We start from the raw sequence: 14956 nt of genomic DNA on the forward strand, positions 1-14956 counted from the left end.
GGTGCACATGAGGATAGGCGAGTTGTCCGAGCGGACCGGGACGTCGCGACGGCTGTTGCGCTACTACGAGGAGCAGGGCCTGATCATCGCCTGCCGCGCGGCCAACGGGTACCGCGAATACGAAGAGTCCACCGTGGACCGCGTGCTGCAGGTCAGGGGCCTGCTCGACGCGGGGCTGCCGACTCGGATCATCAAGCAGATCCTGCCCTGCCTGGACAAACCGAGGACCATCTACTTCGAGGACGCGACACCGGAGATGCTCGCCACCCTCGAACACGAACTGGAGCGGATGACCGACCGCATCCGCTGCCTGGCCCGCAACCGCGACGCCATCGCCGAATACCTCGACGCGGTGCGCAGCACCCGCGCCTGACCGCTCACTCCGCCGCCGCGCGCATCGCTCTGCCGATCTCCTCGGTGTGCACGACCTCGTGGTCCCACCCTCCGGGCGGCTGGGTGTGCAACCGCCAGTAGTGCTCGGCGATGTCCCGCGGATCGAAGGCGGTGCCGGGAGCGACCGGACCGTCGACGGTCACGCTCGCCGCGTGCACCCCGGCCGCCCCGTAACGTTGGTCGATCAGCGCGACCAACGTCCGCACGCCCGCCTTGCCCAGCGAGAGACTGCTGTACTCCGGTTTGGGTTCCGGCATCCCGCCGGTGACGAGGAAGGTGCCGTTGCCGCGCTCCGCCATCGCGGGGGCGAGATGGGCGGCGGTGACGAGCGCCCCGCCCACGTTGACAGCCCAGGCGTCCAGATGGTCGCGCAGGGACGTGCCCTCCAGTGAGTGGGGTTTGACGAGCGCGGCGTTGTACACCACGACGTCCGGCAGCCCGAACCTTCCGATGGCGGCGTCGAGGGCGGTGCGCAAGGCCGTTTCGTCGGTGGCGTCGGCGGTCAGCGCGAGCGTCGAAACGCCCGTGAGCTGCGCGGTGGCGGCTTCGACCGTTGTCTTCGAGCGCGCCAGCAGCGCGATTGAGAACCCTTCCCGGGCAAACCTGCGCGCCACCGCCTGCCCGATTCCCGGGCCTGCCCCGATGATCGCCGCTACCGGCATGGCTCCTTCTTCCTCGCGTCGGATCGTGACACGCGGAGGCTAAGGCCTGACACGGGTGGCAAGGTCAAGCGCGGAAAAATAGTAGCCATGTACATAGTAGCCATGTACATTATCTGGCATGAGCGAAGCACCGAAGGGGTCGACGCCCGGGTATCTGGTCTGGCGGCTGTCGAACAAGTGGCGGGTGGCCGTCGATCGGGCGCTGGCGCCCCTCGGGCTGACTCATGCCCAGTACGTGCTGCTCGCGTCGCTGTACGGCATGCAGCGATCCGGAAGCAACCCCAGTCAGCGCGAACTCGCCGACTACACCGGCCTCGAGGCTCTCTACACGTCCAAACTGGCCAGGACCCTCGAGGCGGACGGGCTCATCCAACGGACTCGTGACCGTCGGGACAATCGGGCCGTCCGGCTGGCGCTTACCGAACGGGGGCGCGAAAAGGTCCGACCGGCTCTCGCCGCCGTCCAGGTGCTGTTGGGTCGTCTCCTCGCGCCCCTCGGTGGTCTCGACGGCCCGCGCACCGCCGAATTCATGCGCGACCTCACCGCATTACTCGAAGCCCCACTCGATTAGGAAGGAAGATCTCGTGCCCGAGATCGATGTTCTCGACTCCACCATGCACTACGAAGACACCGGAAGCGGTCCTGTTTTCGTCTTCCTGCACGGCAATCCCAGTTCCTCCCGGCTGTGGCGCAACGTGCTGCCGAAGGTGGGAGAAGGGCGCCTGCTCGCGCCGGACCTCATCGGCATGGGGCGCTCCGGCAAGCCGGACATCCCGTACCTGTTCGCCGACCACGCCCGCTACCTCGACGCCTGGTTCGACGCACTCGGTCTCGACCAGGTCGTGCTGGTCGGTCACGACTGGGGTGGCGCGCTCGCCTTCGACTGGGCGTCCCGGCATCCCGACCGGGTGCGCGGTATCGCGTTCCTCGAAAGCATCGTGAAACCGTTGGCGTGGGGGGAACTTTCCCCGCAGGCGCAGAAACGGACCGAATTGATCCGCACTCCCGGCGCGGGAGAGGAAATGGTGCTCCAGCAGAACGCGTTCGTGCGTACCGCGTTCACCGGTGGCGTGCGCACGCCGCTGCCGGAAGAGGAACTGGCGGAATACCTCGCTCCGTACCCCACGCCCGAAAGCCGGCGTCCGATCCTGGCGTGGGCGCGTCAGATGCCGCTCGGCGGCGAACCCGCCGAACTCATCGCCAGGATCGAGGCCTACGACGAGTGGATGGCCACCAGTCCGTCCGTGCCGAAACTGCTGATGACCTTCGAAGGTTCGCCCACGCTGGCCATCGGCGAGGAAGTGGCCAAATGGTGTGCGAACACCTTCGCCGCGCTGGAGACCGTCTTCTGCGGCGAAGCCGGGCACCACGCCCCGGAGGACCGCCCCGAGGAGATCGCGGCCGCCATTTCGGCCTGGGCGGACCGCCACGGTTTCCGCGGTTAGTCCCCTTCTTCGGAAAACTCCTTTTTCCGGTGAATGCCGGAATGGTTCCCCGGTGTGTTGATTCGGAACGACTTTAGTATTGTTTTTGTTTGGAATTCACCACCGAGATCTGTTCGCGCCAGTGGTGGCTGTCCATCATTTCCAGTCGACGGGGCCGCGGCGGGCGGCCCTTCGACTGGGAGGACCGCCTTATGCGCAAACAACTCTTCGCCGTCTGCGGCTCGATCGTCCTCGTGCTGGCCGGGGGTACGGCGGCCAACGCCAGCACGTTCGCCGCCACCTGCGGCATCGTGGACGGCAAGGCTGATTCCTCGTGCACTCCGGGAGCCTTCAATCCGGACGTCACGCAGGACACCATCGATTCGACGATCTGCGTCTCCGGGTGGACCGCCACCGTGCGCCCGCCGTCGACCTACACCACGAACCTCAAGAACGAGCAGAAGCCCGAATACGGCGAGGAATCCATCCCCAACTCCGAACTCGAAGAGGACCACCTGGTCCCGCTCGAACTCGGTGGCGCGCCCAAGGACCCGAACAACCTGTGGCCCGAGCCGAGGGAAAGCGCGGGCACCACGGACAGCGGTCAGGCCGCCGAGAACAAGGACACCGAGGAGAACTCGCTGAAGAAGGAGGTGTGCGCGGGCACGATCACCCTCGACGAGGCCCGCCAGCAGATCCTCGCGGACTGGACGCACTGATCGCGGCGCGGGTCCGGCCACGAGGCCGGACCCGCGCGCTCGTCCTTTGTGGACGTCAGTCGTCGAGGATCGTGTGCCGGTAGACGTAACGGGTCAGCCTGGTGATCCGTTCCGCGGATTCCTGCCAGGTGGTCGTGGTCGGTTCGAGCGTCAGCACGACGACGATGGTGCGGTCGTGCGGCCCCACGGTGCCGGTGGTGTGCATGGCGCGGCTGGTGAGGTCGATGCCGTCGTCCCCGCTCGATGCGAGCCTCGCCGCCGCACGGACTTCGGGGGAGTTGAGCACGCGTTGGGTGTGGGGATCCTGGCTCTTGCACTCCTGCCCGGGGGCCGGGGCGTCGCCGAAACCGTCCCAGCCTTGCTTGACCGCGTACGGCGACTCCCCGACCGCCGATGGGATGCCGAAGGACTGGTCGAACCCGTCCGACGCGCACCGTGTGGCCTTGTGCAGGTTGCCCATGATGAAGTCCCGGTACTTCGGGTTCGCCCGGTGCAGGATGTACCGGTAGGTCTTGACGATGTCCGCGGCGCTGATCGCGGTGTCGCCCCACGCACTCGTCTGCGGCGGTGCGGTGTCGGTCAGGCCGATCAGTGCGACTGTCCGGTTGACGATCTCCTGCCGGCCGTCGCGCTTCCACAGTGCGCTCGCGGCGTCGTCGTCGCTGGACCGCAGCATCGGCCGCAGCAGGTTCAGGTCCCCGGCCGGGATCTGGTAGCCGGGGCCGTGTGCTTCGAGGTAGTCGAGCGCGATGAACAGCTTGACCACCGAGGCCGAGCGGTACTGCTTGTGCTCACCGCGGCCGAAGGTGTGCCCGGTCGCCTGGTCGAGGGCGAGATAGCTGGCCGTCATCCCGTGCGGCAGGTCGAGGGGCGCCGCCGAGGCGGCGGGCGTGACCACGGCCAGTGCCGCCGCCGCACCCGTCAGGATCGCGGCGAACCGCCGGAGTCTCTTCATGTGAAAAACCCACACTTTCTGCATCAAGTTGGTGTGATTTGCACGGTAGCGGGTGGATGTCCACGCTGCACCCCGAGGTGGGTTCCGGGGCGCCGGACGAGAGAATGACGTGGTGCGAGCGCTTTCATTGTCGTTGATCTCGCTGACCACGCTCGTTGTCGCTTGTGGACCGGTGCAGTCGGACGAAGGCGTGATCACCCCGGCATCGACACCCGCTTCGACCTCCGCAACGGCGGTTCCGTTTCCCGCGGGCGAGGCGTTCGACTACCAGTTGGGCGGCGCCTACGAGCCGCCCGCGGAGGTTCGGGTCGTGGTACGGGACAGCACCGCCCAGCCGTCGCGAGGGCGGTACAACATCTGCTACGTCAACGGTTTCCAGAGCCAGCCCGGCGATCGGGAGTTGTGGTTGCGCGAGCGGGGCGATCTGGTGCTGCGCGAGCCGGGCGGCGATCCGATGGTCGATCCCGACTGGCCAGACGAGTTCATCCTCGACACCTCGACGGACGGCAAGCGCCAACGCCTGGCCGAGTACGCGGGCCAGGCGATCGCGCGCTGCGCCGCATCGGGTTTCGCCGCGGTGGAGATCGACAACCTGGACTCCGCGACCCGCTCGAACGGCAAGCTGACCATGGAGGACAACCTGGAGCTCGCCGCCGCGCTGGCTCGTACCGCGCATGCCGCGGGCCTGGCGATCGGGCAGAAGAACGCGGCGGAACTGGGTGACCGCGGACGGCGCGAGGCCGGATTCGATTTCGCCGTGTCCGAGGAATGCCTCGTCTTCGACGAATGTGGTGCCTACCGCGAGGCGTACGGGGAGCGAATCGTCGACATCGAGTACACCGACCGTCTCCCCGGTTCCGCCGACGAGGTTTGCGCTCGTCCGGACCGTCCACGAGCGACGATCATCCGGGACCGGAAGCTCGTCGCGATCGGGGAGGACGGCCACTACTACCGGCGTTGCTGACCGGAGGGGGACGCCGTCAGAGCCGGTGGATCTCCTCGATCAGTTCGATCACCCGGACCGCGTCGTGCGGATCGACCGGCAGTGGGGCGTCGCCGCGCAGTGATTCCGCGAGAGCGGCGTAGAAGTCCGCGTAGGCACCGGGCTCGGTCGGCACCGGCTCCGCTGCCCCGTCGATCCCCAGTCGTCCCCAGGCGGACTCGGGCTCCTGCCCGAACGACGCGTCGGTCACCCCGGCTCCGGACAGCAGTGCCGGTTCCTGCGGATCCAGGCCGTACTTCGTGTAGGCGCCCGCCGAGCCCAGGATCCGGAACCGGGGACCGAGCTGGGCGGCCATGCTGCTCATCCACAGGTGTGAACGCACCCCGGTCTCGTGGTGCAGTACGACGAAGGTGTCGTCGTCGGCGACCCCGCCGTCGCGGCGCGTCGCGGTCTCCCGGTACACCGGCACGGCGTCGCCGAACAGCTGCAGGGCCTGGTCGATGAGGTGCGAGCCGAGGTCGTAGAGCATTCCGCCGCCGCGCGAGACGGGTGTTTCGGTCTTCCAGGAACTGGGGCGGTCGGGCCGCCACCGCTCGAACCGTGATTCGAACCGCCAGACCGCACCGAGCGCGCCCCGGGCCAGCAGCGTCCGCACGGTGCGGAAATCCCCGTCCCAGCGGCGGTTCTGGAAGGCGGTCAGCGGCAGTCCGAGGCGTTCGGCCTTCGTGACGAGCTCGCGCGCTTCCCTGGCGGTGACGGTGAACGGCTTGTCCAGCAGCACACCGGTCCCGGCGTCGAGGAAAGCGTGCGCCAGTGCGGCATGGGTGTCCGGTGGGGTACCGACGACGACCAGATCGAGCTCACCGGCCTGCCGCAGCAACGCGTCCGCGTCGTCCACGATCCGGGTGGCGGGATGGCGCGCGGCGGCCTCGGCGCGACGCGCCTCGTTTCGCGTGACGATCGCTTCCAGCCGGTAGCGCGGGTCCGCTTCGATGAACGGGGCGTGGAAGATCCGGCCGGAGGTGCCGAAGCCGAGGACGGCGGTGCGGATGGGCTCCATACCGCCAAGCCTCTCAGTCCCCGCGACCGGATGTCACGAACCTCCCCTGTCCCTGAGTTCTACAATGCTGTAGAACTACGACATGGCTGTAGAAGCAAGAGTCGTGCTGCTCTCCGCCCGGATCGGGGCGGGTCACGACGGCGCCGCCGCGGAACTGGCGCGCCGTCTGCGCGCCCGTGGGCTTCGCGTCGATCGTCACGACTTCCTCGACCTGCTCCCGGGGAGACTGGGCCAGTGGTTGTGCGACGCCTACCACCGCGAACTGGAGATCGCGCCCGGCAGCTGGGACTGGCTGCTCGCCGCACTCGGCACCGCCCCGCTGGCCTGGCTGGCGGGCAGGCTCGCCGCACTGGCCGGGCCGAAGCTGCGCGCCCTGCTCGACCCGGCGCCCGCGCTCGTGGTGTCCACCTATCCGTTGGCCAGCCAGGCACTGGGCGACCTCCGTCGCCGGGGTCTGCTGCCCGCGCCGGTGGCCGTCTACCTGACCGATCCGTCCGTGCACCGGCTGGTCGTCGCCTCCCGGGCCGATCTGCACATCGCGCCCAACCGGCATGCCGCGGCCGCCACCCGGCACCTCGGCGCGCCCCGGGCGATCACCGCTCAGCCGGTGGTGGCGCCCTCCTTCCGGCCCGCCGGTGCCGGGGAGCGCGACCGCGCACGGGAGAAGTTCGGCTTCGGCCCCGGCGAGCGGCTCGCGCTGGTGGTCTCGGGTTCGTGGGGCGTTGGCGAGGTCGAGGCGATCACCGCCGACGTGTCGGCCACCGGAGTCGCCCGCCCGGTCGTGGTGTGCGGGCGCAACGAGGCACTGCGGCACCGGCTGATCGCGGCGGGGGTGCCCCACGTGCTCGGCTGGGTGGACGACATGCCGGAGCTCATGCGGGCCTGCGACGTCGCGGTCCAGAACGCCGGCGGCCTCACCACCCTGGAGGCGCTTGCCAGCGGGCTGCCGGTGATCACCTACCGCTGCCTGCCGGGGCACGGCAGGACCAACGCCCGGGTGCTCGACCGGATCGGGCTGGTGCCCGCGGTCACGGACCCGGCCGCGCTGGCCGACGCGCTGCTCACCACCAGGGCCGCCGGACTCCCGCCCGGCGACGACCCCGCGACGGTGCTGGCACGGCTGGCCGGTGCCCCGGCGGTGGAGGTCACGGCGGCATGAGGGTCCTCCTCCCGGTCCTGCTTTCGGGCGCCGCGTTCCACGCCGCCCCGGCCGCCGCCTTCCTGCCGCCGCTGCGCGAGAAGTTCCTGCCCCGGTTGGCCGGAATCGGCGATCCGGGGCATGTGGCGCTCACCTTCGACGACGGCCCGCATCCGCTGTCCACCCCGCATTTCCTGCGCCTGCTCGACGACCGGGGGGTCCGGGCGACCTTCTTCCTGCTGGGTGACCAGGTCGTCCGCTCGCCCGGCCTGGCCGCGGAGATCGCGGGCGCCGGGCACGAGATCGCCCTGCACGGCTGGGAACACCGCTGCCTGCTGCGCTACGGACCGCGCCGCGTGCACGACGATCTGGCCCGCGCCCTCCACACGATCGAGCGGGCGACCGGCCGGCGTCCGCGCTGGTTCCGGGCGCCCTACGGGGTGTTCAGCGGCGGCGCGCTGGTGGCGGCGAAACGCCTCGGGCTGACGCCCGTGCTGTGGACGAGCTGGGGTTTCGACTGGACGGCACGGGCCACCGGGGAATCGGTGCGGCGGACCGTGCTGAAGGACCTTCGCGGCGGCGGCACCATCCTGCTCCACGATTCCGACCACGCGGCGAGCCCGGGCTCCTGGCGTTCGGCGCTGGACGCGCTCGGCCCGCTGCTGGACGAGTGTCACCGTGCCGGTCTGCGGGTCGGGCCGCTGGGCGAGCACGGTCTCGTCCGGGCACGCGGGCGGCGGGACCCGGTAGATTTCGGGACGTGAGGAATCGGCGAGGTGGTGCGCGGCGGGCGCCCGGCGAGCTGGAAGCCGAGGTGCTTTCCGTGCTGTGGGAGGCAGAGGAGCCCGTGTCCGCGGGCGACGTGCAGCACCGGCTGCCCGGGGAGCTGGCCTACACCACGGTCGTGACCATCCTGTCCCGGTTGCACGAAAAGGGCGTGGTCACGCGGGAGAAGCACGGCCGCTCGTTCGCCTATCGCGCGGTCGACGACGAGGCCGGCCTCGCGGCCCGTCGCATGCGGAAGGTGCTGGACAACGAACCCGATCGCGGCAGCGTGCTGGCCCGGTTCGTGTCCACTCTGTCCGAATCGGACGAACGAGTGCTGCTGGAGTTGTTGCGGCGGCACGAGGGCGAGGAATGAACCTCGAGGTTGTCGCGCCGTTCCTGTCGCCGCTGGCGGCCTGGCCGGTGGCGAGGTTCCTGACCCCGAAACTCCCGCCGCACTGGGCGAGCTGGCTGCTCACCGCGAGTTGCGCGATCTTCGCGGTCGCGAGCACGATCGCGCTGCTCGCGACCGCGCTGGCCGGATTCATGCTGATCCCCACCGTCGCCGCGCTGATCGATCTGTCCCCGTCGGATCTTCGCGGCGCGGACCCGGTGAGCGTGCCGGAGTCGGTGCTGTGCGCGGGCGCCCTGCTGGTCGCGCTGGCGGCGGTGGCACGGGCCGTCCTGCGGTACCGGCGGCGTTCGCGGCGCCTGCACGACGAACTCGACGGGCACAGCCGCGAGGGCGGCCTGATCGTGGTGCCGGATGCGGAGCCGCTGGCCTTCGCGGTCCCCGGGCGCAGCGGACGTATCGTCGTTTCCCGCGGCATGCTCGCCGGACTGACCCCGGCCGAGCGGAGCGCCCTGCTGGCGCACGAGAACGCGCACCTGCGGCTGCGCCATCACGTCTTCCTCGCCGTGGTGGCGGTTTCGAGCGTGCTCAACCCGCTCGTCCGCCCCCTCGGCGAGCAGGTCAGGTTCTCCCTCGAACGCTGGGCCGACGAAAAGGCGGCCCGGCGCGTCGGCGACCGCCGGATCGTGGCCACCGCGGTCGCCAAGGCGGCACTGGCCACCCGGGCGCACGCCCCGTTCGCGCTCGCCGCGACCGGAGGACCGGTGCCCCGGCGCGTCGCGGCGCTGCTCGACGGCACCACCCGGCCCATCCTGGGGCCACTGGTCCTGCTGGGCATGGTGAGTGTCCTGGGCATCGCCGGCTGGGCCGCCGGGACCGCCTACGACGCGGCGAGTGAACTGCACGCCGGTATCGAAACGGCGCACGTGAACCACGGCGGGCCGCACGGCGACCACTGCGGAGGCCGGCACCGAAGGTGCGGCCAGGTCTGAAGGCGCGGGAGAGGGCCGGGAGATGAGCGAGAAGCGGCAGCGGCTCTTCGCCGCACTGCGCGTCCCGAACTTCCGCCTGTACTTCGCGGGCCAGGCGGTCAGCCTGACCGGCACTTGGATGCAGTCGGTCGCACAGTCCTGGCTGGTCCTCGAACTGAGCGGTTCCGGAACCGTCCTCGGGCTGGTGATCGCCGCGCAGTTCCTGCCGGTGCTGCTCGCCGGACCGTACGGGGGACTGATCGCGGACCGGTCCGACAAACGGCGCCTGCTGCTGTTCACCCAGAGTGCGCTCGCGACGCTGGCCCTGCTGCTGGGGTTGCTCACGGTGACGCATCTGGTGCGCCTGTGGATGGTCGTGGTGTTCGCGCTGGCCCTCGGCACGGTCAACGCGGTGGACAACCCGACGCGCCAGACCTTCGTGCCCGAGGTCGTGGGAAAGGACCTGCTCGGCAACGCGGTGAGCCTGAACAGCGTGCTGGTCAACACGGCGCGCGCGGTCGGTCCGGCGGTCGCGGGCCTGCTCATCGCGGGGGTCGGCGTCGGGATGTGCTTCCTGGCCAACGCGGTGAGCTTCGTCGCCGTGCTCTTCGCACTCGTGCGGATGCGGGTGGACCGGCTGCATCCGGCGCGCCCGGTGCCGTCCCGGCCGGGGCAACTCGCCGAGGGGCTGCGCTACGTCCGCGGCACCGCCGGCCTGTGGGTGCCGCTGACCATGATGGCGCTGGTCGGCACGCTCGCCTACGAGTTCCAGGTGGTGCTTCCGCTGTTCGCCCGTGTCGCCATGCACGGCGACGCGCGGACCTACGGTTTCCTCACCGCGGCCATGGGCGCCGGGGCCGTGGCCGGTGGCCTCGCGGTGGCGGCGCGAGGCCGAGCCGGGGTGCTGCCGCTGGTCATCGGCGCGACCGGGTTCGGTCTCGCACTGGGGGTGGCCACGGTGGCGCCGTCGCTGCCCGCCGAACTCGCCGCGCTGGCACTGGTCGGGGTGGGCAGCACCGCCTTCCTGGCCACCGGCAACACCACCCTGCAGCTGATCACGCGGCCGAGTTTCCGCGGCCGCGTGATGGCGCTGTGGTCGGTCACCTTCCTCGGCAGCACACCGATCGGCGGGCCCATCGTCGGCGTGGTCGCCCAGTTCTTCGGGCCGCGCGCCGGGCTCGGTCTCGGGGCCGCGGCCTGCCTGGCGGCAGCCGTGCTCGGGCTGTGCGTGCTGCCCCGGATTCCCGGGCCCCAGCGGCTCATTCCGCGCCCGGTCGCGCCGGAGGTCCCGCCGGTCACCGAATCCGACCGGAGCTGAAACCGCTCATCGTTGTCGACTTATCGACGACCTTCGCCTCTATCTGGTGAGGTCTGCGGTCCGTAGCGTCGGCGCGGGCCTGTGCCACGAAGGAGGGGTTGGCGATGGAGAACCTGCGCATCCGGGTCGAGGGATCACCGGCGGGAAAGGCGCTGATCCTGCGGGTCGAGGGAGAGGTCGACGCGCTCACCCTCGACCGGTTCGCCCGCCAGTTGCGCCAGGTGCTCGCGTGCGCGGTCGCGGAAGGCGCGGTCGTCCTCGAACTCCAGCAGGTCCACTTTCTCAGCTGTGCCGGGGCCGAGGTGCTGGCCGAAGCGCAACGCCGGTTCCTGGAGCTGGGTGTGCCGGTGGAGGTCAAGGCGAGCCGCGCCGTCCTTCGCGCCCTGCAGGTGACCGGGTTGGGCAAGCTGCTCTCCGTTCCCCCGGTGGTCGCCTGATCGCGAGCCTCAGTTCGTCGCGCGAGCGAGCAGTGCTCGCAGCGGATCGGCCAGTTTCGGGCTGATGGCGACGGTTTCGCCGGACGAGAAGGTGTGCGGCGCTCCGCGGAGGTCGGTGACCACGGCACCGGCCTCCCGCGCGATGACCACGCCCGCGGCGGTGTCCCAGGGCTTGTTGGACAGCATCACGCAGGCATCGGTGCGGCCGTCGGCGACCCACACGAGGTCGAGCGCGGCCGAGCCGACCATCCGCACCCGCTCGACGTTCTCGGCGAGCGTCCGCGTGATCGCGAACCGGCGGCGGTTCCCCTCGGCGGCGTCCGGGCCGGTGTCGTAGTCACCGAGGGAAACGATGGCGCGGCCGAGTTCATCGTTGGTTCGGGCGTGGATGCGTGCGTCGTTGACGTAGGCGCCGCCGTCCTTCATGGCGTGGTAGGCCAGGCCGAGGAACGGCGCGACGACGACACCCACGACCGCCTCCCCGTCGTCGACGAGTCCGAGGGAGGTGACGCAGAGCGGCAGACCGTGCGCGAAGTTGGAGGTCCCGTCGATCGGGTCGAGCACCCACACCGGCCCCGCACTCGCGAGCACCCCGCCGCCGTCCTCCTCACCCAGGAAGCCGAAGCCGGGGGTGGCGCGCCGGAGGTGGTCGCGGATCTCGTGCTGGATCCGCACATCCAGTTCGGTGACCAGGTCCCGATCGCTTTTCGCGCTGATCCGGCCGGGGCTCGTGGTGGTCATCAGGCGACGGCCGATCTCGGCCGCGTCCCAGGCGATGTCGAGCAGTTCGGCGAGGTCGTTCACGGGGTCCATCCCATCGGATCGACCGGGGGCACGCCAATCCGGGCCGGGCACGAACAGCCGCCACCAGGGTCTCGCGCCGCCGCTTTCCGGCTACTACATTGGTTGCGATTGGGGGGTTTTCGTGCTGGCTGAGGAGTTCGGCTACCAGATTTCGCCACGACCGGCGGTCGAGATGACACCGGCTGTCCAGGACATGGTGGACCAGCGGATCGCCGCCTCGCGGAAAGATCCGGACCAGGTCAAGAAGAACGTCGGCAACGGCTGCTTTTGGGTGTTGCTGGTGGCGACGGTGGTCATCGCCCTGTCCGCACAGGCGGGATGGATACTTCCGGTCGGAATAGCGGTGTCCGCACTGGCGGCGTTCGGGTTCGGGCAAGCGGTCGCAGACGGCAAGAAGGCCGAGAACCAGGCTGTCGTCCGTATGATGGAACCGGTGCGCCGTGGCCCTTGGCAGGCCTGGCCGGGTCGTCTGGAGGAAATCTCGGGACAACCCCAGCGGAGGCTGCTTCTCCTCGCCCCCGACGGAACCGTCGCGCGCGAATTCCGCTGCCTGGTCCCGGACGCCGGCTGGACCGGGCTGACCGACGGCCGGGGCCTGATCTGGTTCGTCGGCGATCTGCGGTTCGGCGGCCTCGCCGCCCTGCCGGGCGGTGAGCCGATGTGGTGGACCGGTCCACCGGTGGCCGACCCGAAACCGCCGTCGCAAAGCGCCGTGGGCAAGGCCGTCGAAGAGGAGCTGGCTCGCGAAGCCGTCAAGTACGTCTTCGACAAATGGCTCCCCTGAGCCGAACGCAGGCCGGTGGGAGTCCGGCGAAGCCCTCGTCGGACTCCCACCGGTACTCCACTGTGGACGACGGCGCTCACGCCTCCGATCCGGTCGTTGCACGGTTGACGTGACCGAGGAAGGTGAGGGTCCGGTTGATCTGTTCGGGCGATCCGAACGGAACGGCGATGAACTCGGTGGCGCCGGCGTCGGCGTAGGCGCGCAGTTGCCGTTCCACCGCATGTTCGTCGCCGACTACCACGACATCCGCTGGTCCGCGTACGCCCTCTCGCTCGAACAGCGCTCGGTAGCTCGGCACCAGACCGGCTCTGCCGAAGTGCTCGCCGATCCAGGCTCGGGCCAGATCGGGGTCGTCGGTGACGGCGATGGGCAGGTTGACCACGATCCGTGGCGCAGGCTTCCCCGCGCCCTCGGCGGCCGCGGTGATTCCCGGCACCACATGCGTTCCGATCGTGCGCAGGCCGGTCCACACGACGACGGTCCCGTCGGCGAGTTCGCCGGCGACACGCAGCATGACAGGGCCCAATGCGGCAAGGAGCACGGAGGGCGCCTGCGCGCCAGGCGTCCGCGTCTGTCCGGCGACCTGGTAGATCTTGCCGTCGAACTCGACCGTCTCGCCGCGTAGCAGGGGCATGAGAACGCGGAGATATTCACGGGTATGCCGTGCCGGGTGCTCGAAACGCAGCCCGAACACCGATTCGACGCGCTCCCGGTGACCAGGTCCGATGCCGAGCGTGAGGCGGTTGCCGACGGCTGCCTGCACGCTCAGGGCCTGGCCTGCCAGAGTCAGCGGGTGGCGCGGATAGGTGGTCACGACGGCCGTTCCGAGTGGCAGTCCCGGCACGGCGAGACCAGCGACCGTCGCGGCGGTGAGCGCGTCGGCGGTGTGCCGCTCGGCCCACCACGCGCCCCCCAGTCCCAGCTCAGCGGCGCGACGAACCTCGTCGACGATGTCCGTCATCGTCTTGGGGCCGTCGATTTCCATGCCGACGTTCGTTCCGATGCGCATGGCACGCTCCTCGTTTCACGCGGTGTCCAGCGGGAGTCAGGGCGCCACTGCGACCAGGGCGCGGTGGTGCTTGGGGGTTTCGATCTCGTCGATCAGGGCGACGGCGAGGTCCGCGTAGGAGAACGAGGCCGAGCCGGAGTCGGTGGGCATGATCCGGCTGCCACCGGTCCGGTAACGGCCGGTGCGCGCCGCTTCGTTGTCCAGTACGACGGGCGGCGGGGCCAGTACCACCCAGTCGAGGTCGGTGTCCGCGTCACGCAGCACCGCGAGCCCGGCCGCGTGCCCCAGCGAGAAGGCCCTGTGCTCCGGCGGGAAGCCGGGGTCGTCGTGCACCGCGACACCGGGCGCGGTCTCCAGCATCGTGCCGATCCCGATCGCGACCAGCCGCGCGACACCGGCGCGCGGCAGCCCGTCCAGCAGGGCGCGGGCGGCAGGCGGGAAGAAGGTCTCCGACGGCACGTCAAGCCGAACCGCCGCGTTCACGGCCGCGTCGTGGCCCGCCGCGACCTCGGCCACACTGTCCGGCCGGGTGACGTCACCGGCGACCACGGTCACCCCGGCAGCGGCCAGGTCCGGATGCCGATCCGGGTCGCGCACGACGGCGGTGACCTGATGGCCCCGGGACGCGGCCTCGGCAACCGTGTGGCGCCCGGCCCGCCCACCGGCACCGAAAACGACGATCCTGCTCATGGTGGTGGCTCCGTTCGACGTGGCGGGTACTCGATCACCCGCCGACGCCGCGAACGCTATGTGACGACACCTTGGTTTCCGCAACGATAGTTACGTACCGTGGACACCGTGAGTGAGCCGCTGGACCCCGAGATGTTCGCCGACTGTTCCCCCGTCGCGGCGCCGATGCGGATCGGCGACAAGTGGACCGCCAAGATCATCACCTGCCTGGAGTCGGGACCCCGCCGCTTCACCGAACTGCGGGTGCCCCTGCGGGGCATCACGCCCAAGGTGCTCACCGAATCGCTTCGGGCGCTGGAACGAGACGGGATGATCACGCGCACCGTCTACCCCGAAATCCCGGCCCGGGTCGAGTACGAGCTGACTCCGCTCGGCCGCACCCTCTTCGAACCGATGGCAGCCCAATGCGCTTGGACCCGCGAACACCTGCCCGAACTACTGGCCGCCCGCCAAGCCCACGAAAGCGCTGCACACTGAGCCGCAGCTGTCTCTGGTGAGTGATCCGATCGCGACCAACGGGTTCGACCTGGGA

General features: G+C 70.1%; 19 protein-coding genes. 13 read left to right on the forward strand and 6 right to left on the reverse strand.

Annotated elements, in window-relative coordinates; translation table 11 throughout:
* Nucleotides 1–7: 7 nt before the first annotated feature.
* The gene (locus ORV05_RS34295) at nt 8–373 is read left to right on the forward strand and encodes a MerR family transcriptional regulator (protein ID WP_268756016.1); all 366 of its coding nucleotides are present in this window, start codon (nt 8–10) and stop codon (nt 371–373) included.
* A gap of 4 nt (nt 374–377) precedes the next feature.
* On the opposite strand, the gene ORV05_RS34300 is transcribed toward ORV05_RS34295, so the two are convergent.
* Nucleotides 378–1055 carry an SDR family NAD(P)-dependent oxidoreductase gene (locus tag ORV05_RS34300; protein ID WP_268756017.1) on the reverse strand — a complete coding sequence of 226 codons (678 nt, stop codon included), beginning with the start codon at nt 1053–1055 and terminating at the stop codon, nt 378–380.
* Nucleotides 1056–1173: 118 nt separating this feature from the next.
* Between ORV05_RS34300 and ORV05_RS34305 the strand changes: the two genes are divergently transcribed.
* The 3 genes from ORV05_RS34305 (at nt 1174) to ORV05_RS34315 (ending at nt 3198) form a co-directional block, all read left to right on the forward strand.
* A complete protein-coding gene (locus ORV05_RS34305; RefSeq protein ID WP_268756018.1) occupies nt 1174–1626 on the forward strand; it encodes a MarR family winged helix-turn-helix transcriptional regulator in 453 nt (150 codons plus the stop codon).
* Between the two features lie 13 nt (nt 1627–1639).
* Complete coding sequence (locus ORV05_RS34310) at nt 1640–2500, forward strand: haloalkane dehalogenase (RefSeq protein WP_268756019.1); 861 nt, start codon at nt 1640–1642, stop codon at nt 2498–2500.
* A gap of 191 nt (nt 2501–2691) precedes the next feature.
* The gene (locus ORV05_RS34315; RefSeq protein ID WP_268756020.1) at nt 2692–3198 is read left to right on the forward strand and encodes a hypothetical protein; all 507 of its coding nucleotides are present in this window, start codon (nt 2692–2694) and stop codon (nt 3196–3198) included.
* A gap of 55 nt (nt 3199–3253) precedes the next feature.
* Here the strand turns inward: ORV05_RS34315 and ORV05_RS34320 are convergent, their stop codons facing one another.
* Nucleotides 3254–4153, reverse strand: a complete 900-nt coding sequence (locus ORV05_RS34320; RefSeq protein ID WP_268756021.1) for a serine hydrolase — start codon at nt 4151–4153, stop codon at nt 3254–3256.
* A gap of 112 nt (nt 4154–4265) precedes the next feature.
* On the opposite strand from ORV05_RS34320, the gene ORV05_RS34325 reads away from it, so the two are divergent.
* Entirely contained in the window at nt 4266–5117 is an 852-nt protein-coding gene (locus ORV05_RS34325) for an endo alpha-1,4 polygalactosaminidase (protein WP_268756022.1), read from the forward strand.
* Nucleotides 5118–5133: 16 nt separating this feature from the next.
* Here ORV05_RS34325 and ORV05_RS34330 read toward each other — a convergent pair whose 3' ends face one another.
* Entirely contained in the window at nt 5134–6156 is a 1023-nt protein-coding gene (locus ORV05_RS34330; RefSeq protein WP_268756023.1) for a Gfo/Idh/MocA family protein, read from the reverse strand.
* Between the two features lie 82 nt (nt 6157–6238).
* Between ORV05_RS34330 and ORV05_RS34335 the strand changes: the two genes are divergently transcribed.
* From ORV05_RS34335 to ORV05_RS34360, 6 genes are all read left to right on the forward strand, one after another.
* Nucleotides 6239–7315 carry a glycosyltransferase gene (locus tag ORV05_RS34335; RefSeq protein WP_268756024.1) on the forward strand — a complete coding sequence of 359 codons (1077 nt, stop codon included), beginning with the start codon at nt 6239–6241 and terminating at the stop codon, nt 7313–7315.
* Nucleotides 7312–8058 (forward strand): polysaccharide deacetylase family protein, encoded by a 747-nt coding sequence (locus tag ORV05_RS34340; RefSeq protein ID WP_268756025.1) that lies wholly within the window; start codon nt 7312–7314, stop codon nt 8056–8058. Before ORV05_RS34335 ends, ORV05_RS34340 begins: the two co-directional genes overlap by 4 nt.
* Nucleotides 8055–8435: a BlaI/MecI/CopY family transcriptional regulator gene (locus ORV05_RS34345; protein ID WP_268756026.1), complete on the forward strand. Its 381-nt coding sequence runs from the start codon at nt 8055–8057 to the stop codon at nt 8433–8435. The genes ORV05_RS34340 and ORV05_RS34345 overlap by 4 nt, the downstream gene beginning before the upstream one ends.
* On the forward strand, nt 8432–9403 hold the full coding sequence (locus ORV05_RS34350; protein WP_268756027.1) for a M56 family metallopeptidase: 972 nt from the start codon (nt 8432–8434) through the stop codon (nt 9401–9403). Before ORV05_RS34345 ends, ORV05_RS34350 begins: the two co-directional genes overlap by 4 nt.
* 22 nt (nt 9404–9425) lie before the next feature.
* The gene (locus tag ORV05_RS34355; RefSeq protein ID WP_268756028.1) at nt 9426–10700 is read left to right on the forward strand and encodes an MFS transporter; all 1275 of its coding nucleotides are present in this window, start codon (nt 9426–9428) and stop codon (nt 10698–10700) included.
* A 104-nt stretch (nt 10701–10804) separates the two neighbouring features.
* Nucleotides 10805–11137, forward strand: a complete 333-nt coding sequence (locus tag ORV05_RS34360) for an STAS domain-containing protein (protein ID WP_268756029.1) — start codon at nt 10805–10807, stop codon at nt 11135–11137.
* Between the two features lie 9 nt (nt 11138–11146).
* On the opposite strand, the gene ORV05_RS34365 is transcribed toward ORV05_RS34360, so the two are convergent.
* Nucleotides 11147–11950: an inositol monophosphatase family protein gene (locus ORV05_RS34365; RefSeq protein WP_268756030.1), complete on the reverse strand. Its 804-nt coding sequence runs from the start codon at nt 11948–11950 to the stop codon at nt 11147–11149.
* Nucleotides 11951–12062: 112 nt separating this feature from the next.
* On the opposite strand from ORV05_RS34365, the gene ORV05_RS34370 reads away from it, so the two are divergent.
* The gene (locus tag ORV05_RS34370) at nt 12063–12725 is read left to right on the forward strand and encodes a hypothetical protein (RefSeq protein ID WP_268756032.1); all 663 of its coding nucleotides are present in this window, start codon (nt 12063–12065) and stop codon (nt 12723–12725) included.
* Nucleotides 12726–12801: 76 nt separating this feature from the next.
* On the opposite strand, the gene ORV05_RS34375 is transcribed toward ORV05_RS34370, so the two are convergent.
* Entirely contained in the window at nt 12802–13734 is a 933-nt protein-coding gene (locus ORV05_RS34375; protein ID WP_268756033.1) for an LLM class F420-dependent oxidoreductase, read from the reverse strand.
* A gap of 36 nt (nt 13735–13770) precedes the next feature.
* A complete protein-coding gene (locus tag ORV05_RS34380) occupies nt 13771–14424 on the reverse strand; it encodes an NAD(P)-dependent oxidoreductase (protein WP_268756034.1) in 654 nt (217 codons plus the stop codon).
* A 132-nt stretch (nt 14425–14556) separates the two neighbouring features.
* Between ORV05_RS34380 and ORV05_RS34385 the strand changes: the two genes are divergently transcribed.
* Entirely contained in the window at nt 14557–14901 is a 345-nt protein-coding gene (locus ORV05_RS34385; protein WP_456062023.1) for a winged helix-turn-helix transcriptional regulator, read from the forward strand.
* Nucleotides 14902–14956: the final 55 nt, after the last annotated feature.

Origin of the sequence: Amycolatopsis cynarae (assembly GCF_026802195.1) — a bacterium.
Taxonomy (GTDB): Bacteria; Actinomycetota; Actinomycetes; order Mycobacteriales; family Pseudonocardiaceae; genus Amycolatopsis_E; species Amycolatopsis_E rhizosphaerae.